16 protein-coding genes and 1 pseudogene are annotated in these 20157 nt (G+C 65.5%); 11 read left to right on the top strand and 6 right to left on the bottom strand.

The genetic code is table 11. The annotated features are described in order from the left end of the window. Positions 1-89: 89 nt before the first annotated feature. Positions 90-761, bottom strand: a complete 672-nt coding sequence (locus ACNPP0_RS09215) for a C40 family peptidase (RefSeq protein WP_046802620.1) — start codon at positions 759-761, stop codon at positions 90-92. Between the two features lie 247 nt (positions 762-1008). Here ACNPP0_RS09215 and ACNPP0_RS09210 point away from each other — a divergent pair, with 247 nt between their 5' ends. The 6 genes from ACNPP0_RS09210 (at position 1009) to ltaE (ending at position 9076) form a co-directional block, all read left to right on the top strand. After that, positions 1009-2937, top strand: a complete 1929-nt coding sequence (locus ACNPP0_RS09210; protein ID WP_332610871.1) for a propionate--CoA ligase — start codon at positions 1009-1011, stop codon at positions 2935-2937. After that, a complete protein-coding gene (locus tag ACNPP0_RS09205; protein WP_006218075.1) occupies positions 2934-3341 on the top strand; it encodes a heme-binding protein in 408 nt (135 codons plus the stop codon). Before ACNPP0_RS09210 ends, ACNPP0_RS09205 begins: the two co-directional genes overlap by 4 nt. After that, entirely contained in the window at positions 3338-4681 is a 1344-nt protein-coding gene (locus tag ACNPP0_RS09200) for an MFS transporter (RefSeq protein ID WP_448705678.1), read from the top strand. The genes ACNPP0_RS09205 and ACNPP0_RS09200 overlap by 4 nt, the downstream gene beginning before the upstream one ends. Positions 4682-5015: 334 nt before the next feature. Next, positions 5016-6995, top strand: a complete 1980-nt coding sequence (gene acs, locus ACNPP0_RS09195) for an acetate--CoA ligase (protein ID WP_332610633.1) — start codon at positions 5016-5018, stop codon at positions 6993-6995. A 126-nt stretch (positions 6996-7121) separates the two neighbouring features. Then, positions 7122-8009, top strand: a complete 888-nt coding sequence (locus ACNPP0_RS09190) for a DMT family transporter (protein WP_448705677.1) — start codon at positions 7122-7124, stop codon at positions 8007-8009. 56 nt (positions 8010-8065) lie between these two features. After that, a complete protein-coding gene (gene ltaE / locus ACNPP0_RS09185; protein WP_448705676.1) occupies positions 8066-9076 on the top strand; it encodes a low-specificity L-threonine aldolase in 1011 nt (336 codons plus the stop codon). Positions 9077-9104: 28 nt separating this feature from the next. On the opposite strand, the gene aptA is transcribed toward ltaE, so the two are convergent. Then, positions 9105-10430 (bottom strand): omega-aminotransferase AptA, encoded by a 1326-nt coding sequence (aptA, locus tag ACNPP0_RS09180; protein ID WP_332610630.1) that lies wholly within the window; start codon positions 10428-10430, stop codon positions 9105-9107. 147 nt (positions 10431-10577) lie between these two features. Further along, the gene (locus tag ACNPP0_RS09175; protein WP_332610629.1) at positions 10578-11465 is read right to left on the bottom strand and encodes a GntR family transcriptional regulator; all 888 of its coding nucleotides are present in this window, start codon (positions 11463-11465) and stop codon (positions 10578-10580) included. Positions 11466-11657: 192 nt separating this feature from the next. On the opposite strand from ACNPP0_RS09175, the gene ACNPP0_RS09170 reads away from it, so the two are divergent. From ACNPP0_RS09170 to ACNPP0_RS09150, 5 genes are read left to right on the top strand one after another with little or no spacing between them, the layout of a single operon-like run. Then, positions 11658-12758 (top strand): C45 family autoproteolytic acyltransferase/hydrolase, encoded by a 1101-nt coding sequence (locus ACNPP0_RS09170; protein ID WP_332610867.1) that lies wholly within the window; start codon positions 11658-11660, stop codon positions 12756-12758. 21 nt (positions 12759-12779) lie between these two features. Continuing rightward, a complete protein-coding gene (locus tag ACNPP0_RS09165; RefSeq protein WP_448705675.1) occupies positions 12780-14375 on the top strand; it encodes an ABC transporter substrate-binding protein in 1596 nt (531 codons plus the stop codon). Between the two features lie 6 nt (positions 14376-14381). Further along, positions 14382-15326: an ABC transporter permease gene (locus tag ACNPP0_RS09160; RefSeq protein ID WP_448705674.1), complete on the top strand. Its 945-nt coding sequence runs from the start codon at positions 14382-14384 to the stop codon at positions 15324-15326. A gap of 7 nt (positions 15327-15333) precedes the next feature. Then, complete coding sequence (locus ACNPP0_RS09155; RefSeq protein WP_448705673.1) at positions 15334-16170, top strand: ABC transporter permease; 837 nt, start codon at positions 15334-15336, stop codon at positions 16168-16170. Next, entirely contained in the window at positions 16167-17984 is a 1818-nt protein-coding gene (locus tag ACNPP0_RS09150) for a dipeptide ABC transporter ATP-binding protein (protein ID WP_448705672.1), read from the top strand. Before ACNPP0_RS09155 ends, ACNPP0_RS09150 begins: the two co-directional genes overlap by 4 nt. Positions 17985-17988: 4 nt before the next feature. On the opposite strand, the gene ACNPP0_RS09145 is transcribed toward ACNPP0_RS09150, so the two are convergent. The 3 genes and pseudogenes from ACNPP0_RS09145 to ACNPP0_RS09135 all read right to left on the bottom strand — a co-directional run. After that, positions 17989-18333, bottom strand: a complete 345-nt coding sequence (locus ACNPP0_RS09145) for an antibiotic biosynthesis monooxygenase family protein (protein WP_448705671.1) — start codon at positions 18331-18333, stop codon at positions 17989-17991. Next, complete coding sequence (locus ACNPP0_RS09140) at positions 18333-19433, bottom strand: cytochrome P450 family protein (protein ID WP_448705670.1); 1101 nt, start codon at positions 19431-19433, stop codon at positions 18333-18335. Before ACNPP0_RS09140 ends, ACNPP0_RS09145 begins: the two co-directional genes overlap by 1 nt. 71 nt (positions 19434-19504) lie before the next feature. Continuing rightward, positions 19505-20157 (bottom strand): annotated as a pseudogene (locus tag ACNPP0_RS09135) (NAD-dependent epimerase/dehydratase family protein); the annotation flags it as partial.

The raw sequence follows: 20157 nt of genomic DNA, 5'->3' as shown, positions 1-20157 counted from the left end.
GGCGGGGGGCGTTTTCTTTTTGGGGGATGGCGGGGGGCGGTGTCTGGTGCGACGATGGCAGAGCGGCAAGCCCGGCGTTAATCTGGCGTTCAGTTCGCGGCGCGGGCGGAAGCCATCAGGCTGTTGTCCAGGCGGCGGGCGCCGTTGTAGCGCTTGGTCCAGTAGGCCATGGTCATGCTTTCCACACGCACCACGCCACCGGCGCTGGGCGAGTGCACGAAGCGGTCGTCGCCCAGGTAGATGCCCACGTGCGAGTAACGGCGGCCCATCGTGTTGAAGAAGACCAGATCGCCGGCCTTCAATTCGTTTTTGTCGACCGAGACGCCTTGCTGGGCGATTTCGGCGGCGTTGCGGGGCAGCTTCAGGCCCAGCGAACGTTCTGCCGAATAGGCAACCAGGCCGCTGCAATCAAAACCGGTGTCAGGGGAACTGCCGCCGAAGCGGTAGCGGATGCCCAGGTAGTTAAGGGCTTCGCTGACCATGGCGTTATCGCCGTTGACACCTGAATGGATGCCTTTGCCGGCTTGCTGGCGGTCGCGCTTGAATTTTTGCGTTACCAAGAGGCCGATGGGGTCATCGGCGGTGGCAACCCATTCCATTTCGTACGGATCAATCTCGGACGTATGGGCGGTTGACTTTTGCCCGGTACCTGCACAACCTGCCAGAGTCGCTACACAAGCCATCAACGCGAGCGTACGCAGACCGCGCTTTGCCTGGCCAGTGGATGAATTTAATCGCGCGATGATGGAGTGTCGATGCATTCGCCTGGGGATGACCTGCTTTTTGACAGCAAAAGCCACGGGATTAGCCGTGGATCGGGCCGAAATGTCAGCAGAATCAACAATTATCTACAACTTCGCGGGGATTCTACCAAACTTTCATTACCAATCATTGCCGAATCAGTAATGGTTCCATGCCGCGTGGACATTTGGCAGAACTTTTTGACTTGTGGCAAGCCTCGTGCAAGGTTCGCCTACCAAAATGACCAAATGATTCGCAAAGAAATCAATCAGCCTTAAGGCGTACGAACAATACCAGGAGACACAAATGCAAAAAACCCGGGATTTCCATTACAGATCATTGCATGACCGTGATGCGTTCTGGCGCGAGGAGGCCGGGCGCGTGCATTGGGATACGCCCTTTGAGTCTGTACTGGATTTTTCGCGCCCGCCATTCGCCAAGTGGTTCGTGGGCGGCACGACCAATCTTTGCTACAACGCGGTCGACCGCTGGTTGCCCACGCAGGGCGACAAGCCGGCGCTGATCTGGGTGTCCACCGAGGTCGACGAAGAACGCATCTATACCCGGCAGGAGATGTACGAAGAGGTCAACGCGGCCGCCGCCATGCTTGTTGAACTGGGCGTGGCGCGGGGCGACCGCGTGTTGCTATACATGCCGATGGTGCCCGAAGCCGTATTCACCATGCTGGCCTGCGCGCGGATCGGCGCGGTGCACTCGGTGGTGTTCGGCGGCTTTGCGTCGGTCAACCTGGCGCAGCGCATCGACGACGCCGCGCCCAAGGTGGTGGTTTGCACGGACGGCGGCTCGCGCGGCGGCAAGGTCGTGCCCTACAAGCCCTTGCTGGACAAGGCGTTAAGCCTGGCGAAATCCCCGCCTGCCTCGGTCGTGGTGTTTGACCGGGGCTTGTCGCCCTTCGAACCCGTGGCCGGCCGCGACCACGACTACGCCACGCTGCGCGAGCGCCACCGTGGCGCCCGGGTGCCGGTGCAATGGCTGGAATCGTCCGAGCCCAGCTACATCCTCTATACGTCAGGCACTACCGGCAAGCCCAAGGGCGTGCAGCGCGATACCGGCGGCTACGCCGTGGCGCTGGCCTCGTCCATGGAATACCTGTTCAACGGCCGCGCCGGCGACACCTTTTTCTGCACCAGCGACATCGGCTGGGTAGTCGGGCATTCCTATATTGTGTACGGCCCCCTCATCGGCGGGCAGACCACGCTGCTGTACGAAGGCACGCCGGTGCGCCCCGACGGCGCCATTTTGTGGCAGTTGGTGGAACGCTTCGGGGTCAACACGCTGTTTTCGGCGCCCACCGCCGTGCGGGTGCTCAAGCGCCAGGACCCCGCGCTGCTACAGCGGCACGACCTGTCCACCCTGCGCGCGGTGTACCTGGCCGGCGAGCCCCTGGACGAGCCCACCGCCACCTGGATCTCGCAAGGGCTGGGCAAGCCCATCATCGACAACTACTGGCAGACCGAGTCCGGCTGGCCGATTCTTTCCGCGCAGCCGGGCGTGGAGAACGTGCCGACCCGATTCGGCAGCCCGTCCTTTCCCGTCTACGGTTTTGACGCGCGCATCGTCAGCGAAGCTACGGGCGAAGACCTGGGGCCGGACGAAAAGGGCGTGGTGGCCATCGTGCCGCCGCTGCCGCCCGGCGCCATGTCCACCATCTGGGGCGACGACGCGCGTTTCGTGCAGACGTATTTCACGTCAATCCCCGGGCGGCAGGTGTATTCCACCTTTGATTGGGGGCGCGTGGATGCCGATGGTTATTGGTTCATCCTGGGCCGCACGGACGACGTGATCAACGTGGCGGGGCACCGACTGGGCACGCGCGAGATCGAAGAATCCGTCAACAGCCACAGCGCCATCGCCGAATGCGCGGTGGTGGGTGTGGCGGATCCGTTGAAGGGCCAGGTTGCCATGGCGTTCGCGGTCTTGAAGAATCCCGACATGGCCGGCACGCCCGCCGGGGCAAAGCAGCTGGAAGGCGATATCATGCGCCTGGTGGAAGATCAGCTGGGCGCCGTTGCAAGGCCCGCCCGGATCCGATTCGTGGGCGCATTGCCCAAGACCCGGTCCGGCAAGGTGTTGCGCCGCGCGATCGTCGCCGTGTGCGAAGGTCGCGAGCCCGGAGACCTGACGACCATTGAAGACCCATCCGCCCTGGAACAGATCAAGGAGTCGCTGCAATGAATACCAAACCCGTGCTGAGCGCCGAAGACGTCAAGAAGATCCTCGCCGCGGCCGAAGCACACGCCGTGCAGAACAAGTGGGCCGTGACCATCTCGGTGGTCGATGACGGTGGCCACCTGCTTGGCATGCTGCGGCTGGACGACGCGGCCCCGATCTCGGCGCACATCGCGCCGGCCAAGGCCAAGACCGCCGCGCTGGGCCGCCGCGAGTCGCGCATCTACGAAGAGATGATCAACAACGGCCGCGTGTCGTTCCTGTCGGCCCCGTTGATCGAAGGCATGCTGGAAGGCGGCGTGCCGGTCACCGTCAATGGCCATGTGGTTGGCGCTGTCGGCGTGTCGGGCGTGAAGTCGACCGAAGACGTGCTGATCGCCCAAGCAGGCATTGCCGCGCTGGGCCTGTGAGCCAGACGCAATTGCCGGAACCGCCCACGGGCGGTTCCACGCCGGACGCCGGAGCAGGGCGCGACAGCGCCTTGAATCCCGGCGTGGCCAAACGCGAGGTCTGGGCCTGGGCCATGTACGACTTCGCCAATTCCGGCTACACCACCGTCATTCTCACGGCGGTGTTCAGCACCTATTTTGTTAGCGTGGTCGGCGGCAAAGCGCCGTGGGCCACGCTGGCCTGGACCGCGGCGCTGTCGCTGTCCTATCTGCTCATCATGTTGACGATGCCCACGCTGGGCGCGCGCGCCGACGCCGGCGGCAGCAAGCGTCGGCTGCTGTATTCGAGCACCATCGGCTGCGTGGCCGCCACGCTGGTGCTGACGCAAGCCGGCCCCGGCGACGTATGGCTGGCGCTGGCCGCCATCGTGGTGTCCAACTATTGCTACTGCGTGGGTGAATCCGTGGTGGCGGCGTTCCTGCCCGAACTGGCCCGGCCCGCCGCGCTGGGCCGCGTCTCGGGATGGGGCTGGAGCTTCGGCTATTGCGGCGGGATGCTGACGCTGGGCCTGTCGCTGCTGGTCGTGACCTCGGCCGAAGCCAAAGGCATGACGGCCGAGCATTTCGTGCCCTGGGTCATCGTCGTGACCTGCGCGGTATTCGCGCTGGCGGCGCTGCCGTCCTTCTTGTTGCTCAAAGAGCGCGCACGGCCCAAGGCCGTCAAGCCGCAAGCGCTGCACATGCTGCGCCGCCTGGCGCACGCGTGGCGCGACACCGGCCAGCACTTTCCTGAATTTCGCCGCTTGCTGATGTGCATTGCCTGCTATCAGGCGGGCATTTCCGTGGTCATCACGCTGGCCGCCGTGTATGCGTCCGAAGTCATGGGCTTCACGACGCCGCAGATCATGCTGTTGGTGTTCACCGTGAACATCGGCGCGGCGGTTGGCGCATTCTCGTTCGGCTATGTGCAGGACCGCATTGGCCACAAACCGGCGCTGGCCATCACCCTGGGCGGCTGGATCGTGATGGTGCTGGTGGCCTATTCCGCCGTGACCGCGCCCGTGTTCTGGGTAGCTGCCACGCTGGCCGGCTTGTGCATGGGCACCACGCAAAGCGCCGGCCGCGCCATGACGGGCGCGCTAGCGCCCGCGGGTCGGCTGGCCGAGTTTTATTCGCTATGGACCTTTGCCGTACAGCTGGCCGCCGTGATCGGGCCGCTGACCTACGGCGTGGTCACCTGGGCCACCGATGGCAACCATCGGCTGGCCATCCTGGTGACGGGGCTCTTCTTCGTGGGCGGCCTCATCTTGTTGTCGCGCGTGGACATGAAGCGCGGTCTGGCGCGCAGCCCCGCCGCCTGAATTTGCCGGCCCGTCAGCCCGCCAGGGGCCCCGCCGGGCTGCTATCCTTATGCACTGCCTTCAAGGCATCGCGCGTGATGTGCGACGCCTTGCGTTGATTGCCGGCATGTTGGCCTGATGGCCGATGCCGCCGGGTTGCAGCGGTACTGCGGGACACGGCATCGCGGGCTCTGGCCCGCATTTTGCGTAAGGTGCCCGTAAGAGCGTGGCGATACGGTGGTGGGTAGATAAAGAAACTGTCCCCGCGCCGCACTTCCTTCGTGAAGCTTGCGGTTCGGCGGCCAAGGCGAAAACAGCGGCATCAACAACAAAATCACCGTTTGGAGACAAGATCATGTCGAAAGCAATTGAGTCCGTCCTGGTAGAAACCCGCGTTTTCCCGCCGCCCGAGCGCGCGGCCAACGGAGCGGCGATTCCCAGCATGGACGCCTACAACGCGCTGTGCGCCCAGGTTGAAAACGACTTCGACGGTTTCTGGGCCGGCCAGGCCCGGGACAATCTGCAATGGACCAAGCCGTTCACGCAAGTGCTGGACGAATCCGACGCGCCGTTCTACCGCTGGTTCGGCGACGGTGAACTGAACGTATCGGCCAACTGCCTGGACGTGCACCTGACCAACGGCAACGCCGACAAGACCGCCATCATCTTCGAAGGCGATGACGGCACGGTCAACAAGGTCACCTACCGCGAACTGTTGGCGCGCGTATGCCGCTTTGCCAATGGCCTGACGGGCCTGGGGTACAAGAAGGGCGACCGCGCCATCATCTACATGCCCATGTCGATCGAAGCCGTTGTCGCCATGCAAGCCTGCGCGCGCCTGGGCGTCACGCACTCGGTGGTGTTCGGCGGCTTTTCGGCCAAGAGCCTGCAAGAACGCATCGTGGACGTGGGCGCATCGCTGGTCATCACCGCCGACGAACAAGTGCGCGGCGGCAAGACCATTGCGCTGAAACCGGCCGTGGAAGACGCCATTGCCATGGGCGGCTGCGAAGCCGTGTCCAAGGTCATCGTGTATCGCCGCACCGGCGGCAAGGTCCAATGGAACGAGTCGCGCGACCTCTGGATGCACGATGTCGAGGCCAACCAGCCCGACACTTGCGAGCCCGTGCCGGTCAACGCCGAACACCCGCTGTTCATCCTGTACACGTCGGGTTCCACCGGCAAGCCCAAGGGCGTGCAGCATTCGTCGGCGGGCTACCTGCTGTGGGCGCTGCTGACCGTGAAGTGGACTTTCGACGCGCGCAAGGACGACGTTTACTGGTGCACCGCCGACGTGGGCTGGGTCACCGGCCACACCTACATCACCTACGGCCCGCTGGCCGCCGGACTGACGCAGGTGGTGTTCGAAGGCGTGCCCACCTATCCCAACGCCGGCCGGTTCTGGGACATGATCGCGCGCCACAAGGTCACCACGTTCTATACGGCGCCCACCGCGATCCGTTCGCTGATCAAGGCCGCCGAAGCCACGCCCGACGCGCATCCCAAGAACTACGATCTGGACAGCCTGCGGATCATCGGCACGGTGGGTGAACCCATCAACCCCGAAGCGTGGATGTGGTATCACAAGCACATCGGCCGCGAACGCTGCCCCATCGTGGACACGTGGTGGCAGACCGAAACCGGTGGCCACATGATCACCCCGCTGCCGGGCGCCACGCCCACCAAGCCCGGTTCATGCACGCTGCCTCTGCCCGGCATCGCGGCCGCCATCGTGGATGAAACCGGTGGCGATGTCGAAAAGGGCAATGGCGGTTTCCTGGTCATCAAGCGCCCGTGGCCGGCCATGATCCGCAACATCTGGGGCGACCCCGAGCGCTTCAAGAAAAGCTATTTCCCGTCGGAACTGCGCGGCTACTACCTGGCCGGCGACGGCGCGCAGCGCGACGCGGACGGCTATTTCTGGATCATGGGCCGCATCGACGACGTGCTGAACGTGTCGGGCCACCGCCTGGGCACGATGGAAGTCGAATCGGCGCTGGTGGCGCACGAGCTGGTGGCCGAAGCCGCCGTGGTGGGCCGTCCGGATGACACCACGGGCGAAGCCGTGGTGGCGTTCGTCGTGCTCAAGCAGGCGCGCCCCGAAGGCGAACAGGCGCAGGCCATCGCCAAGCAGCTGCGCGACTGGGTTGCCAAGGAAATCGGCCCCATCGCCAAGCCCAAGGACATCCGCTTTGGCGACAACCTGCCCAAGACCCGCTCGGGCAAGATCATGCGCCGCCTGCTGCGCGTCGTGGCCAAGGGCGAGGAAGTCACGCAGGACGTTTCCACGCTTGAAAACCCCGCCATTCTGGAACAGTTGGCCAAGCCGCTGTAGGCACGATCGGCCATAAGCGGCTGATCGACGTCCTGGCGACAGGAGCATAATGTCAGACGCCCGCACCGGTAAGCGCCGGTCCGGGCGTCTTTTCTTTTATTCCCCTCAGAAGACGGAGCCATGGACGTGAGCCGCAGCAGTTTCGATCGCGCAGGGCTAGCCCTGATGTTCAGCACCATCGTGGTCTGGGCAGGCAGCTGGATAGCGATGAAACTGATCGTGCCCTACATCGGCCCGTTCGACTTCGTGGCGCTGCGATATGTCGTGGGCGCCTTGGTGCTGTTCGCGCTGGCCATCGCCACGCGCCGCCCGCTGGGCATGCCGCCCTGGAAGCTGACCTTGCTGATCGGGTTGACGCAGACGGCCGGATTCCAGGGCTTCGTGCAGACGGCGCTGGTGTCGGGCGGCGTGGGCAAGGTATCGCTGATGGCCTACACCATGCCGTTCTGGGTGGTGCTGTTCGCCTGGTGGCTGCTGGGCGAGCGCCCGTCGGCCAAGCACGGCGTGGGCATCGGCCTGGCGGCGATCGGCCTGATCTGTTTCGTGGAACCCTGGAATGGGCTAGGCGACATGCGCCCGGTGCTGCTTGGCCTGGGCAGCGGCCTGTGCTGGGGCGTGGGCACGGTGCTGTCCAAGCGCATGTTCGAGCGGCACGCGCCTGATGTCATGACGTTCACGGCCTGGCAGATGCTGTTTGGCGGGCTGGTCATGGTGCCCGTGGCGTATCTGGTGCCGCAAATAAGCGCCCAGTGGGGGTGGCAGTTGTGGGCGGGCATGACCTACATCGTATTGATTGCCACGGCCGCCGGCTGGCTGCTGTGGTTGCAAGTGGTGCGCCGCGTGCCCGCATCCATCGCCGGCCTGTCCAGCCTGGGCGTGCCCGTGGTGGCCATGTTGCTGGCGTGGGCGGTTCTTTCCGAACGGCCGTCGCTGGGCGAGCTGGGCGGCATGGTCCTGATCCTGGCCGGCATCTTCGTGGTCAGCCGCGCGGCGCCCGCCGCCCGCGCCACCTGATCCGCGGGCTTTTCGATTTCTCCTTCCGATCTCCTTTTCCCTATCAAGGATTCCCCATGATCGATTTGCGTAGCGACACTGTCACACGGCCGACGCCGGCCATGTTGCAGGCCATGGTTTCCGCCCCGTTGGGCGACGACGTGATGGGCGACGACCCCACTGTCATCCAGTTGCAGGCTGCCGTGGCCGAGCGCGCCGGCAAGGCGGCCGGCCTGTTCTTTCCGTCGGGTACGCAAAGCAACCTGGCCGCGCTGATGGCGCATTGCGATCGTGGCGACGAATACCTGGTGGGCCAACTGGCGCACACCTACAAGTACGAAGGCGGCGGCGCAGCCGTGCTGGGCAGCATCCAGCCGCAGCCCATCGAACACGCCGAAGACGGTTCCTTGCCGCTGGAAAAGCTGGCGGCCGCCGTCAAGCCCCAGGGCGATCCGCACTTTGCGCGCACGCGCCTGCTGGCGCTGGAAAACACGTTTCACGGCAAGCTGATTCCCGCCGGCTACATCCAGGCCGCCACGGACTGGGCGCGCAAAGAAAACCTGGCCACGCACCTGGACGGGGCGCGTGTGTTCAACGCCGCGGTGGCCAGTGGCAAGCCGCTGGCCGACATGTGCCGGCCCTTCGACTCGGTTTCCATCTGCTTTTCAAAAGGCTTGGGTGCGCCGGTGGGTTCGGTGCTGGTCGGCAGCGCGGAACTGATCGCCCGTGCACACCGCTGGCGCAAGATGCTGGGCGGCGGCTTGCGCCAGTCCGGCGTGCTGGCCGCGGCCTGCCTGTATGCGCTGGACCATCATGTGACGCGCCTGGCACAAGATCACGAGAATGCCCGGGCCCTGGCCGAAGGCCTGCGCGGCATTGCCGGCGTCAAGGTGTTAAGCCAGGACACCAACATGCTGTTCGTGGAATTCCAGCCGTCCCGTTGCGATGCGCTGACCGAAGCGCTGGGCAAGGAAGGCATCCTGATGCGCGCGGTGTACGGCGGGCCGACGCGCCTGGTCACGCATCTGGACGTGTCGGCCGACGATGTCCGGCGCGTGGTGCAGGCCGTGGCGCGCCACCTGGCCTGATCACGGCCGATAGGGGCGGCGCGCAGCGTCAGGCGCCGGCGCGCAGCACGTCCGCCAGCACCGAAAACAGCTCGTCGATCTGGTTGCGTTCGATGATGAGCGGGGGCGACAGCAGCATCGTGTCGCCCGCCGACCGGATCAGGCAGCCGCGCTCCAGGCAGGCGTTGTGCACGGCATAGGCGCGCTGGCCAGGCTGGCCCTCCAGCGGCGCCAGTTCAATGGCGGCCAGCAGGCCGATGTTGCGGATGTCCACCACATGCGGCAGCCCCTTCAGGCTGTGCGCGGCGTCTTCCCAGTAGCGCGCCAGTTCCTGGCTGCGCTGGAACAAGCCCTCGCGACGGCAGATGTCCAGCGTCGCCAGGCCCGCCGCGCAGGCCACGGGGTGGCCCGAATACGTGTAGCCGTGCGAGAGCTCGATGGCGCTTTCCGGGCCTTGCATGAAGGCGTCGTACACGTGTTGCCGCACCAGCGTTGCGCCCATCGGAATCGCGCCGTTGGTCAAGCCCTTGGCGCTGGTGATGATGTCGGGCTTGACGCCGAAATAGGGCGACGCGAACGCGCCGTCTATGCGTCCGAAAGCGCAGATCACCTCATCGAAAATCAACAGGATGCCGTGCGCATCGCAGATCTCGCGCAGCCGTTGCAGATAACCGCGCGGTGGCACGATCACGCCGGTGGAACCGGCCACCGGTTCGACGATGACGGCCGCGATGGTTGAAGCGTCGTGCAGCGCCACTATGCGCTCCAGCGTGTCGGCCAGGTGCGCGCCCCAATCCGGCTGACCGCGCGTGTACGCCATTTGCTGGCGGTCATAGGTGTGGGGCAGGTGGTCAACATAGGGCAACAGATTGCCGAAGGGTTTGCGATGCCCGCCGATGCCCGACACGGACAGCCCGCCGAACCCCACGCCGTGATACGAGCGTTCGCGCCCGATCAGCCGCACGCGCTGTCCTTGGCCGCGCGCCCGGTGATAGCCCAGCGCAATCTTCAGCGCGGTGTCCACCGCTTCCGATCCCGAGTTGGAAAAGAACACATTGGAAAAGCCTTCGGGCGCCTCGGCGCACAACGCGTCCGCCAGTTCAAAGGCCAGGGGATGGCTCATCTGGAACGACGGCGCGTAGTCCAGTTCATGCGCGGTGCGCGCGATGGCCTCGACGATTTCGGGGCGGCGATGGCCCGCGTTCACGCACCATAGGCCGGCAATGCCGTCCAGCACGCGGCGGCCATCCGGTCGGATGTAGTGCATGCCTTCGGCGGCGGCGAACAGCACCGGGTTGCGCTTGACCCGCCGGTTGGCGGTAAACGGCATCCAATACGCGTCGGTTTGGGAACGGGGGGAGGGGGACGAGGACATGGGACGATCCTGCTTCAAGGGGAGTTCAGGTTCGTCTATTTTGTATTAATACACTGATAAATACAATACAGGGCATCGATCAGGTGGTTTGTGCCGCCGCGCGCCCGCCCACCGTGGGCGCGGCGGGTGCGGGCGGAGGCATCCGCTTCAGGAGGCTTGGAGCGACGCTTTCAGGTGGCGGCGCATCAATTGCGACGCCCATTCCTGGTCGCCGGATTCCAGCGCGTCGATGATCTGCAGGTGTTCATTGCTGGAATTGACAAAGCGCGCGTCGCGATAGAACGCAGCGTGTTCTTCCAGGCGGCGAAGGTGGTTTTGCTGTTGCACCGCTTGCAGGATGTAGCGGTTGCCGGAGAAGCGCGCCAGCAGCTCGTGGAACGACGCATTCAGGCCAAAAAATTCAGTAGCCGAAATGTCGGCGTCGTCGCGCTGGATCAGGGCTTCATGCGCGGCACGCATGCGGGCCAGCGCCGGCTTGTCCACGCGAAACGTCGGTTCCAGCAACCCGGCGCATTCCACCGTCATGCGGAAACGGTAGCTTTCATTCAGCGCTTCAGCGCTTTCCAGCGACGGGGCAAACTGCCAGCCGTGCCCCTTGCGCTTTTCGATCAGCCCATCGGCCGACAGTTGCAGCAAGGTCTTGGCCAGCACACTGCGCGGCACGTCATAGCGCTGCAACAGATCGCGTTCGGTAAAGGTTTCGGGCAGTTGGCGGGAGGCGCGGTCATCGATCAGCCGGCGCGTCAGCTCTTCCTGCGTGGGGCCGGCCCCTTCAATGGCCGGGGGCGCAGCCGCCGCCGCGGCCTGGTCGGACACGGTATAGCCGCTGTTGGGCCGATGCGTGATCAAGCCTTGAGCGGCCAGCAGGCGCAGCGCGCCGCGTACCGGTGTGCGCGACACCTCGTAAGCCGCCGCCAGCGTTTCCTCGGACAAATGCGCGCCGGGCTCGTGCCGCCGCGCCACGATGTCTTCGGCGATGTGTCGCGCCAGGTCGACTTGCAGCGGAGTAGGGCGGGCGGTAGCGGCGGGGGGCATGGCGCGTCAGAGAGCAAAAGGGCGGGCAGTAATCGTAGAGCAATGGTACCGGAGCGCCGTCGCTTTTGAATCAGGCTCGGGCAAACCCTAATATTGAACTTTTTACTATATTAGTACAAAATTTGGCCGTCGATTCTGACCGTATCATTCAGGCCGCCGTTCGGCCTTATCCGGAGTTTTGCTAGCGTGACGATGCCTACCCCGTTTCCCCTGGTCGACGTCCAGGGCAGTCCATATGAACGCGGCCGCCAGCATGGCTCGGCGGTGCCGGAGCACGTGGCGCGCAGTGTGGCCTTGTATCGGGGCCAACTGGAACGCCGTGGCGTGGACGCCGCCCGCCTGAAGGAACTGGCCGCTGCCATGGTGCCGGTGGTGGGCGATTACGACGCCGCCTACCTGGAAGAACTGCGCGGCATCGCCGATGGCGCCGGGCAATCGCTGGAAGACGTGGTGGTCATCAACTGCCGCACTGAAATGATGTTCGGCCATGCCGAACTGGGCCGTGCCCGCAATGGGCTGGACGACGGTTGCACCGGCCTGGTCGTGCTGCCCGAAGCCAGCGCCGGCGGCAAGTTGATGCACGCCCACAACTGGGATTGGCGCGAAGAATGCGTGGACACCGGCATCGTCGTGCGCATGCGCCGCGAAGACGGCCCCGACCTGTTGATGTTCACCGAGGCCGGCAGCCTGGCGCGCCACGGTTTCAACAGCGCCGGCGTATCGCTGTCGGGCAATTTCCTGTCGTGCGAACAAGACTATCAACGGCCCGCGCAGGTGCCGCTGGTGCTGGTGCGCCGCAAGATGCTGGAAGCCACCAACATTTGCAACGCCATGAAAGTGCTGTGGGCGTCGCGCCGCTTCTGCTCCAACAACCTGATGCTGGCCCAGGCCCAGGGCGAAGCCGTGGACCTGGAATGCGCGCCGGACGAGATCTTCTGGATCACGCCGCAGGACGGCCTGCTGGTACACGCCAACCACTGGATCAGCCCGCCCGCGCGCGCCAAGCTGATTGACAAGGGACTGGCCGCCAACCCCGATTCCATTTATCGCCAGCGACGCGTCCAGGACATGCTTGCGCGCCAGGGCGGCAAGGTCGGTTGGGATGCCGTCAAGCGCATCCTGGCCGATGATTTCGCCGCGCCCGACGGCGTGCTGCGTTCGCCGAAGCCGGCCAGCTTCGACAGCATTTCGGCCACCGTGGCCACCACGCTGATGGAGCCGGAAAGCGGCGTGATGTGGATCGCGCGCAAGCCCTATGAAGGCCGCAATTTTGCTGAATACCGGCTGTTCTAAGCCGCGCCAGGAGACCATTCCATGACGTCGAAAGTCCTGCGCGGCAAGCGCGCGCTAATGTTATCCGCCGCCCTGGCCGGCGCCTTGACGGGCCTGCCGGGGCTGACCCAAACCCAAACCCAAACCCAAACCCCAGCGCCGTCCCCGCTGCCCGAGATTCGCTACGCCGAAGGCTCGGGCACGCCCACGACCGTGCCCGGCGGCCGCTCGCGCAATACGTCTACCGACAACGTGCTGGCTCACGTGGTTGAATCGCTGGTCGCGCTGCGTGCGGACATGAGCGTGGGCCCGATGCTGGCCGACAGCTGGACGCTGTCCGACGACAAGCGCAGCTACACCTTCAAGCTGCGCCAGGGCGTGACCTTCCACGATGGCTCGCCGATGACGTCAAGCGACGTCAAATGGACGTACGGCTACCTGACCGGCGCGCAGTCCGAATACGCCTGCAAGAATCTTTACGACGGCAGCAAGGGCGCCAAGGTGATCGACGTGCAAACGCCGGACCCCGCCACCGTGGTCTTCACGCTGGATGCGCCCTATGCGCTGTTCCTGGACCAGATGGCCAGCGTGCAATGCCCGATGCCGGTGCTCAGCCCGAAAAGCGTCGACGCCGACGGCAAGTGGATCAAGCCCATCGGCACCGGCCCGTACGCGCTGGCCGAATGGAAGAAAGAACAATACGTGCTGCTGACGCCGTATGCCGGCTATGCGCCGCGTCGCGAAGCGGCCAGCGGCATGGCCGGCAAGAAAGTGGCGTCGGCCAACGTGCGCTTTGTGGTGATTCCGGATGCCGCCGCGCAAAAGGCCGCGTTGATGGCCGGCCAGGTCGATGCGTACAACGCCGACGAAGACAACCTGCCCGCGAAGGACCCGCGCTGGTCCATCATCACCGAGCAAGGGCTGGACACCGTCAACCTGTTGATGCAGACGCGCGCGCCCCTTTTGTCCGACGTGAACATGCGCCGCGCCATCGCGCTGGCGCTGGATTTTCCCGCCATTGCTCGCGCGCTGAACAACGGTCAGGCGGCATACAACCCGTCGCTGGTGCCGACGGCCAGCGTGTACTACGCCGAGGCCGACAAGGCGGGCTACGAAAAGAATCTGAACGAGGTCAAGCGTCTGTTGCAGGCCGCCAATTACCGTGGCGAAACGCTGAAGTTGCAGGCCAACAAGCGCTATCCGTACCTGTACCGCGTGGCGGTGGTCACCCAGCAGTTGCTGAACAAGGCCGGCATCAAGACCGAACTGGACATGCTGGAATGGGGCACGCAGGTCACGAACTTTCGCGAAGGCAAGTTTCAGCTGATGGCCTTTGCGTATTCGGCGCGCACCGAGCCGGCGCTGATGTATCGCGACGTGATCGGCGACAAGTCCAGGACGCCCATGGCGCAATGGGAAAGCCCCGAGGCCGCAGCCATTCTTGAAGGCATCGAGGCCGAGTCCGATACGGCCACGCGCAAGCAGGCGTTCGACAAGCTGCACGCGCTGATGCTGCGCGATACGCCGCTGCTGATGTACTACAACAAGCCCGGCTACGTCGTCGTATCCAGCCAGCTACACGGCTTTACCGGCTGGCCGCTGCGCAAGCCGCGTTTCTTCAACGTCACCAAGAACTGAGGCGCCGTGCTGGGCTATCTAACCAAGCGCATCGCGGCGGCGGTGCCCACGATCATCGTGGTGACTGTGCTGGTCTTCGGCATGATCCGCGCCATTCCCGGCGACCCCGCATCGCTGATGCTGGGCGACATCGACAACCCCGCGCTGCTGGCCGAAATGCGCCACGCTCTGGGCCTGGACCGCCCCGTGGGCGAACAGTTCCTGATCCGGGTCGGCAATGCGCTGCATGGCGACCTGGGCATGTCCATCGCGCGCCGCGAGCCCGTCATGCATCTGGTCCTGACGCATTTCGCGGTGACGGCCCAGGTCGTGTTGACGGCCACGTTGCTAGCCTGCCTGGTAGCCATTCCCGCCGGCATGATCGCGGCGTGGCGACAAAACCGGCGCGCGGATACGGCCATCGTATCCACTTCGATTTTGTTCGTGTCCATGCCCAGCTTCTGGGTCGGCATCCTGCTGATCTGGCTGTTTGGCGTGAAGCTGAACTGGCTGCCCGTGTATGGCTTTGAGTCGATGGCGCAAAGCGGTCTGGGCGCGCTGAAGTACTTGGTGCTGCCGGTGTGCGCCATCGTGTTGACCGAGATCGCCGCGATCACGCGGATGATGCGCGCCAGCACCATCGAAACGCTGCGGCTGGAATACGTGGCGCACGCGCGCGCCAAGGGCCTGCCCGAAAAGCGCGTGATGCTGCGGCACGTGTTGCCCAATTCGTTCGGCCCCACGCTCACGGTCATCGGCCTGATGCTGGGCCATCTGCTGTCGGGCGCGGCGGTCATCGAAACCGTCTTCACCTTGCCCGGCATCGGCCGCTTGCTGGTCGAAAGCATCTATGCGCGGGACTATCCGGTGGTGCAGGGCTGCCTGCTGTTTATTGCGTTGTTGTACGTGGCGGTCAATCTGGTGGTGGATCTGCTGTATCCGCTGTTCGATCCGCGCGTGAAGCTCCAATAGGAACGTCATGACGGGTTTCAAAGCGGGTTTCAAACATACCAATGCCGTGGTGGGCGGCGCCCTGGTGGCGGGCGTGGTGCTGCTGGCGCTGGTGGGCTTGGTGTACACGCCGCACGATCCGCTGGAAGGCGATCTGCTGGCGCGTTTTTCACCGCCGTCGGCCGAATATTGGTTGGGCACCGACGAATTCGGCCGCGACGTGTTGTCGCGCCTGATGGCGGGCGCGGGCGTCAGCGTGGCGGTCAGCGTGTTCTCGGTGCTGCTGGCCTTGTTGTTGGGCACGACCATCGGCGTGGCGGCGGGTTATGCGGGCGGTTGGGTGGATCGTGGCATCAGCGTGCTGGTCGATTCCATGATGGCGTTTCCCGGCTTGCTGCTGGCGCTGGGCATCATGACGGTGCTGGGCCCATCCAAGTGGGGCGTGGTGCTGGCGCTGGGCCTGGCGTATTCGCCATCCGTCTCGCGCATTGCGCGCGGCGCGGCGCTGTCGCTGCGGCAGCGGGACTTCGTCATCGCCTCGCGCGCCACCGGGCATAGTGGCCTGTGGACGGTGTTCCGCCACGTGCTGCCCAACTGCGTGGCGCCGCTGCTGATCTTCGCAACGTCCATCTTCGGGTCGGCGCTGCTGGCGGAAAGCGCCTTGTCGTTTCTGGGGCTGGGTGTGCCGCCACCGTTGGCGACGTGGGGCGGCATGCTGTCCGAAAGCCGCAACGCCATGGACCAGGCGATCTGGCTGGCGTTGTTTCCGGGCGCAATGATTTCGCTAAGCCTGTTGGGCATCAACCTGTTGGGCGACGCCGTGCGCGACCGGCTGGATCCGCGCATGCGTGGGGTGACGGCATGAACGCGCCTGATCATTCCCTGGCGGGCGCTGCGCCCCTGTTGTCGGTGCGCGATCTGGAAATCCGCTTTCCCGGCAAGCGCGATGCCGCACCGGTGGTGAACCGCGTGTCCTTCGATCTTCAGGTCGGCGAATCGCTGTCCATCGTGGGCGAATCCGGCAGCGGCAAGACGCTGATCGGGAAGGCACTGTTGGGTCTGTTGCCCGATGCCGCGCGCATCGCGAATGGGCGCGCATTGTTCGACGGCCGCGACGTGCTGCCGCAAAGTGCGCGCGATTGGCAGGCCACGCGCGGCACCGGTATCGGCATGGTGTTCCAGGAACCCATGGTGTCCTTGAACCCCGCGTTCCGCGTGGGCGAGCAGCTGATCGAAGCCCTGGTACTGCGCCGGGGCATGACGCGCTGCGCGGCGTGGGATGCGGCCGTTCGGATGCTGGAGCGCGTGCGGGTGCGCGATGCGCGCGATTGCATGAAGCGGTATCCCCACGAGTTCTCGGGCGGCATGCGGCAGCGCATCCTGCTGGCGGGCGTCATGCTGCTGAAGCCGCGCCTGCTGATCGCCGATGAACCCACCACCGCGCTGGACTGCGTCGTGCAAAAGGAAGTGCTGGACCTGATGGTCGAGCTGACGCGTGAGCAAGGCACGGCGCTGATCTTCATCAGCCACAACCTGGCGCTGGTGGCCGCGTACACGCAGCGCGTGCTGGTGATGTGCCGGGGGCGCGCGGTGGAAACCGGCCAGGTGTCGCAGGTGCTTTCACGCCCCGCCGATCCGTACACATTGAGCCTGCTGGATGCGCTGCCCAAGCGCGGTCCGGCGCGCGCGCCTGTGACGGGTGCGCCGATCTTGCAGGTGGATCAACTGGCCATCGACTACGCCGTGCGAGGTGGCTGGCGACGCAAGCGATTCGTGCGCGCGGTGCATCAGGCGAGTTTTCACGTGGCGCCCGGTGAAACGCTGGCCATCGTGGGCGAATCGGGCAGCGGCAAGACAACCGTCATGATGTCGATTCTGGGCCTGGTGCCGCAGGCGCAGGGGCGCATTGCGCTGGATGGGCAAGCGCTGCCGCCGGGCGGCGAGGGCGGCATCTGGCGCACGGCGCGTCGCCGCATTCAGATGGTGTTCCAGGACCCGTACTCGTCGCTCGATCCGCGCATGACCATCGGCGCACTGGTTGGCGAGGGGCTGCGGCTGGAAGCGGGCATCACGCCGGATGCCCGCCAACAGCGCGTGGATCAGGCGTTGCGCGATGTGGGTTTGGGCGACGGCTACGCCGAGCGCTATGCGCATGAGCTGTCGGGCGGGCAACGGCAACGCGTCGCCATTGCGCGGGCGCTGGTGATGCGGCCGGAAGTGATCATCGCGGATGAACCCGTGTCGGCGCTGGATGTGACCGTGCAGAAGCAGGTGCTGGAAACGCTGATGTCCTTGCAGCGTTCCTATGGTTTCGCGTGTCTGCTGATTTCCCATGATCTGGGCGTGGTCGAGCAGATCGCCGACCGCGTGGTCGTCATGCTGCGCGGGCATATCGTCGAAGAAGGTTCGCGCGACGAGGTGTTCGATCATCCGACGCATCCGTACACGCGCCGGCTATTGCAGGCCGTGCCGGAATTGCGCGGCAATGCGGCGGAAGGATTCCGTGTGCAAGTGCGCGAGCTGCCTGCCGGCAAACGCCGCGCCGATGCGGACTACTTCGATCCGTCCCATAGCGCCGACGTGGCAGCGCCTGCCATGACCGCAGTGGCCGCATCCGGCGCCACGCATCGCGTTGCGCTGGCAGCCGGCGTGGCGTTGGCCGAAACCGTAGCCGCCTGACGCGTCAGCCGTGCCGGCTGCGGCTGTCGGCGGGCGCTTCGTCGCGCGCGTTCATGCCGTAGTCGCGCAGCACGTGCGCGACGCGCAGCCGGTAGTTCTGGAATACGCCGCCGCGTCCCGCTTCCTGGGCGCGGCGATGCGACTCCAGCGAGCGCCAGCGCTTGACGGCGTCTTCATCGCGCCAGAAAGACAGGGACAGCAGCTTGCCCGGCGTGCTCAGGCTTTGAAACCGTTCCACCGAGATGAAGCCGTCGATGGTCTTGAGCTCGTCGATCAAACCGGCGGCAATGTGCAGATAGGGATCGGGGTTGCCATTGGCGGGTTCGACTTCGAATATCACGGCAATCATCAGGTGGGCTCCTTTGAAAACGCAAACTGCGGCACGCGTGCATTGGGCAGCGGCCGATACCGGAAACGGGATGCCAGGGCGGCCGCGTCGGCGCCTGCGTGCAGCAAATGGAGCAGCGCGTGGGCAGCGTGGCGGCGCGCAAGCCCTTGGCCGGGGCAGGCGTGGCGTTGCGCGCCGAATGTCCAGCCGGCATCGGGCTGGACCGTTGCCGCCGCCGCCAATACCAGCAGCACGGTCTGGCCGGCCTGGATCCGCTGGCCGCACACCGTGACGGCGTCAGCCAGGAACCGCCGCGTGTTGTGCAGGGGCGGATCGTGGCGGATGACGTGGTCGACCATCGCCTCGGCGTCGGCGGGGCTGGCACCGGCAGACACACCACGCCTGCCGGCATGGATCAGCGCGTTGCCCAGCAGCCCGGCGCCGGCTTCGCAAGACTGAAACAACAGGCCGGCCAGATTTGCCGCCAGCACGGCAGCGGGGATCAGCGCGCGGGCGCCGTCTACTCGCAGCTTGCGCAAGGGCGGGGCGGCGTCGGCGGCAAGCAGGAAGGATTCCAGGCGGCGTTGCAACGCGTCGGCAGCGTTATGTCCGGCGGCTATCTGGTCCGCATTGGCGGTGGCGGGCAGGGCGGACAGGAACGCTGCAATCTGCGCAGCGCTATCGGCGTGCAGGGCGGGCGCCAGCCCCAGGAAGGCTGCTTGGGCATGCACGGGCGCGGCGCTCAGGTAGCGGTCTATGGCAGCGGCGTCCAAGGCCGGTATCGCGGGCCATCGCGGGGTACCGGCTTGCGTGCCTTGTTCCTGCATGAAGGCTGCCAGCAAGGCCTTCAGCCGCGTGTGCATGTCGCTGTCGTTCATGCGTATGAAGCGGCCAAACAGCGTGCCTGCGGGGCCGGCGCGCAGGCTGGGCGGCACAGGTTCCGACGGCGGACGGACTCGCGCAGCCGGATTGCGCATCACGGCCGTGATCGTGTCAGGGTGGCTGGCCACCCAAAGGCCCAGCGCGTCGTCCCGGTACAGCGGCTTTTCGCGCGCTAGCGCGGCGTAGTAGGGGTAAGGGTCGTCGTGCGTGACAGCAAGCAGGGGATGGGCGGGAAGCATGGCATGGCCAGTATGAGATTCGGCTGCCAGTATCTGCCACCCGGGCACGCAACGATTCGATGCCGGCCGAACTATGCCTGCGGCGTGCCGGGAACGTTGGCGCCGCCTAGCGCCAGCAGCGCCGAGTAACCCCGACGTGAATCCGGCCATTGCAGCGTGTAGCCGCTGGCGCGCAGCCGCGCGTTGCTCAGCTTCTTGCTGCCCACATTTGCCGGGGCAGGGGCGACACGCGGCGCGGGCGCACCGATCATCGCCGCGAGCTCGGCGTAAAGCGTGTGCAGCGGCAGTGGTGTGTCGTCGCAGCCGATATAAACCGGTTCAACCTTGGGCAACAGCGCCAGATGCACCACGGCGGCGGCCGCGTCGTCGATGTGGATACGGTTGGCCCAATGTTCAGGCTGCGTCGGCGCGCCCGCCGCGCCGCTGCGCAGGCGCTCGATCAATTGCAACCGGCCAGGTCCGTACAGCCCCGCCAGCCGCAGCGCGGTAGACGACAGGCCGCGCTGGGCCAGCGCGGCTTCTGCTTCAAGCAGGATCTGGCCATTGAAGCCTTGCGGCGCGGGCGGCGTGTCTTCGGTGACCCAGTCGCCATGGTGTTCGCCGTACACGGCGCTGGATGACACGAACACCACGCGCTTTAACCGCGACGTATCCAACACGTTCAGCACGTTCTGCAAGCCGTCGATGAAGACGCCGCGATACAAGGCCGGGTCGCGGGGGGCGG

It is taken from the genome of Achromobacter semiaridum (assembly GCF_053543755.1).
This window is presented reverse-complemented; position numbering and strand designations above follow the sequence as displayed.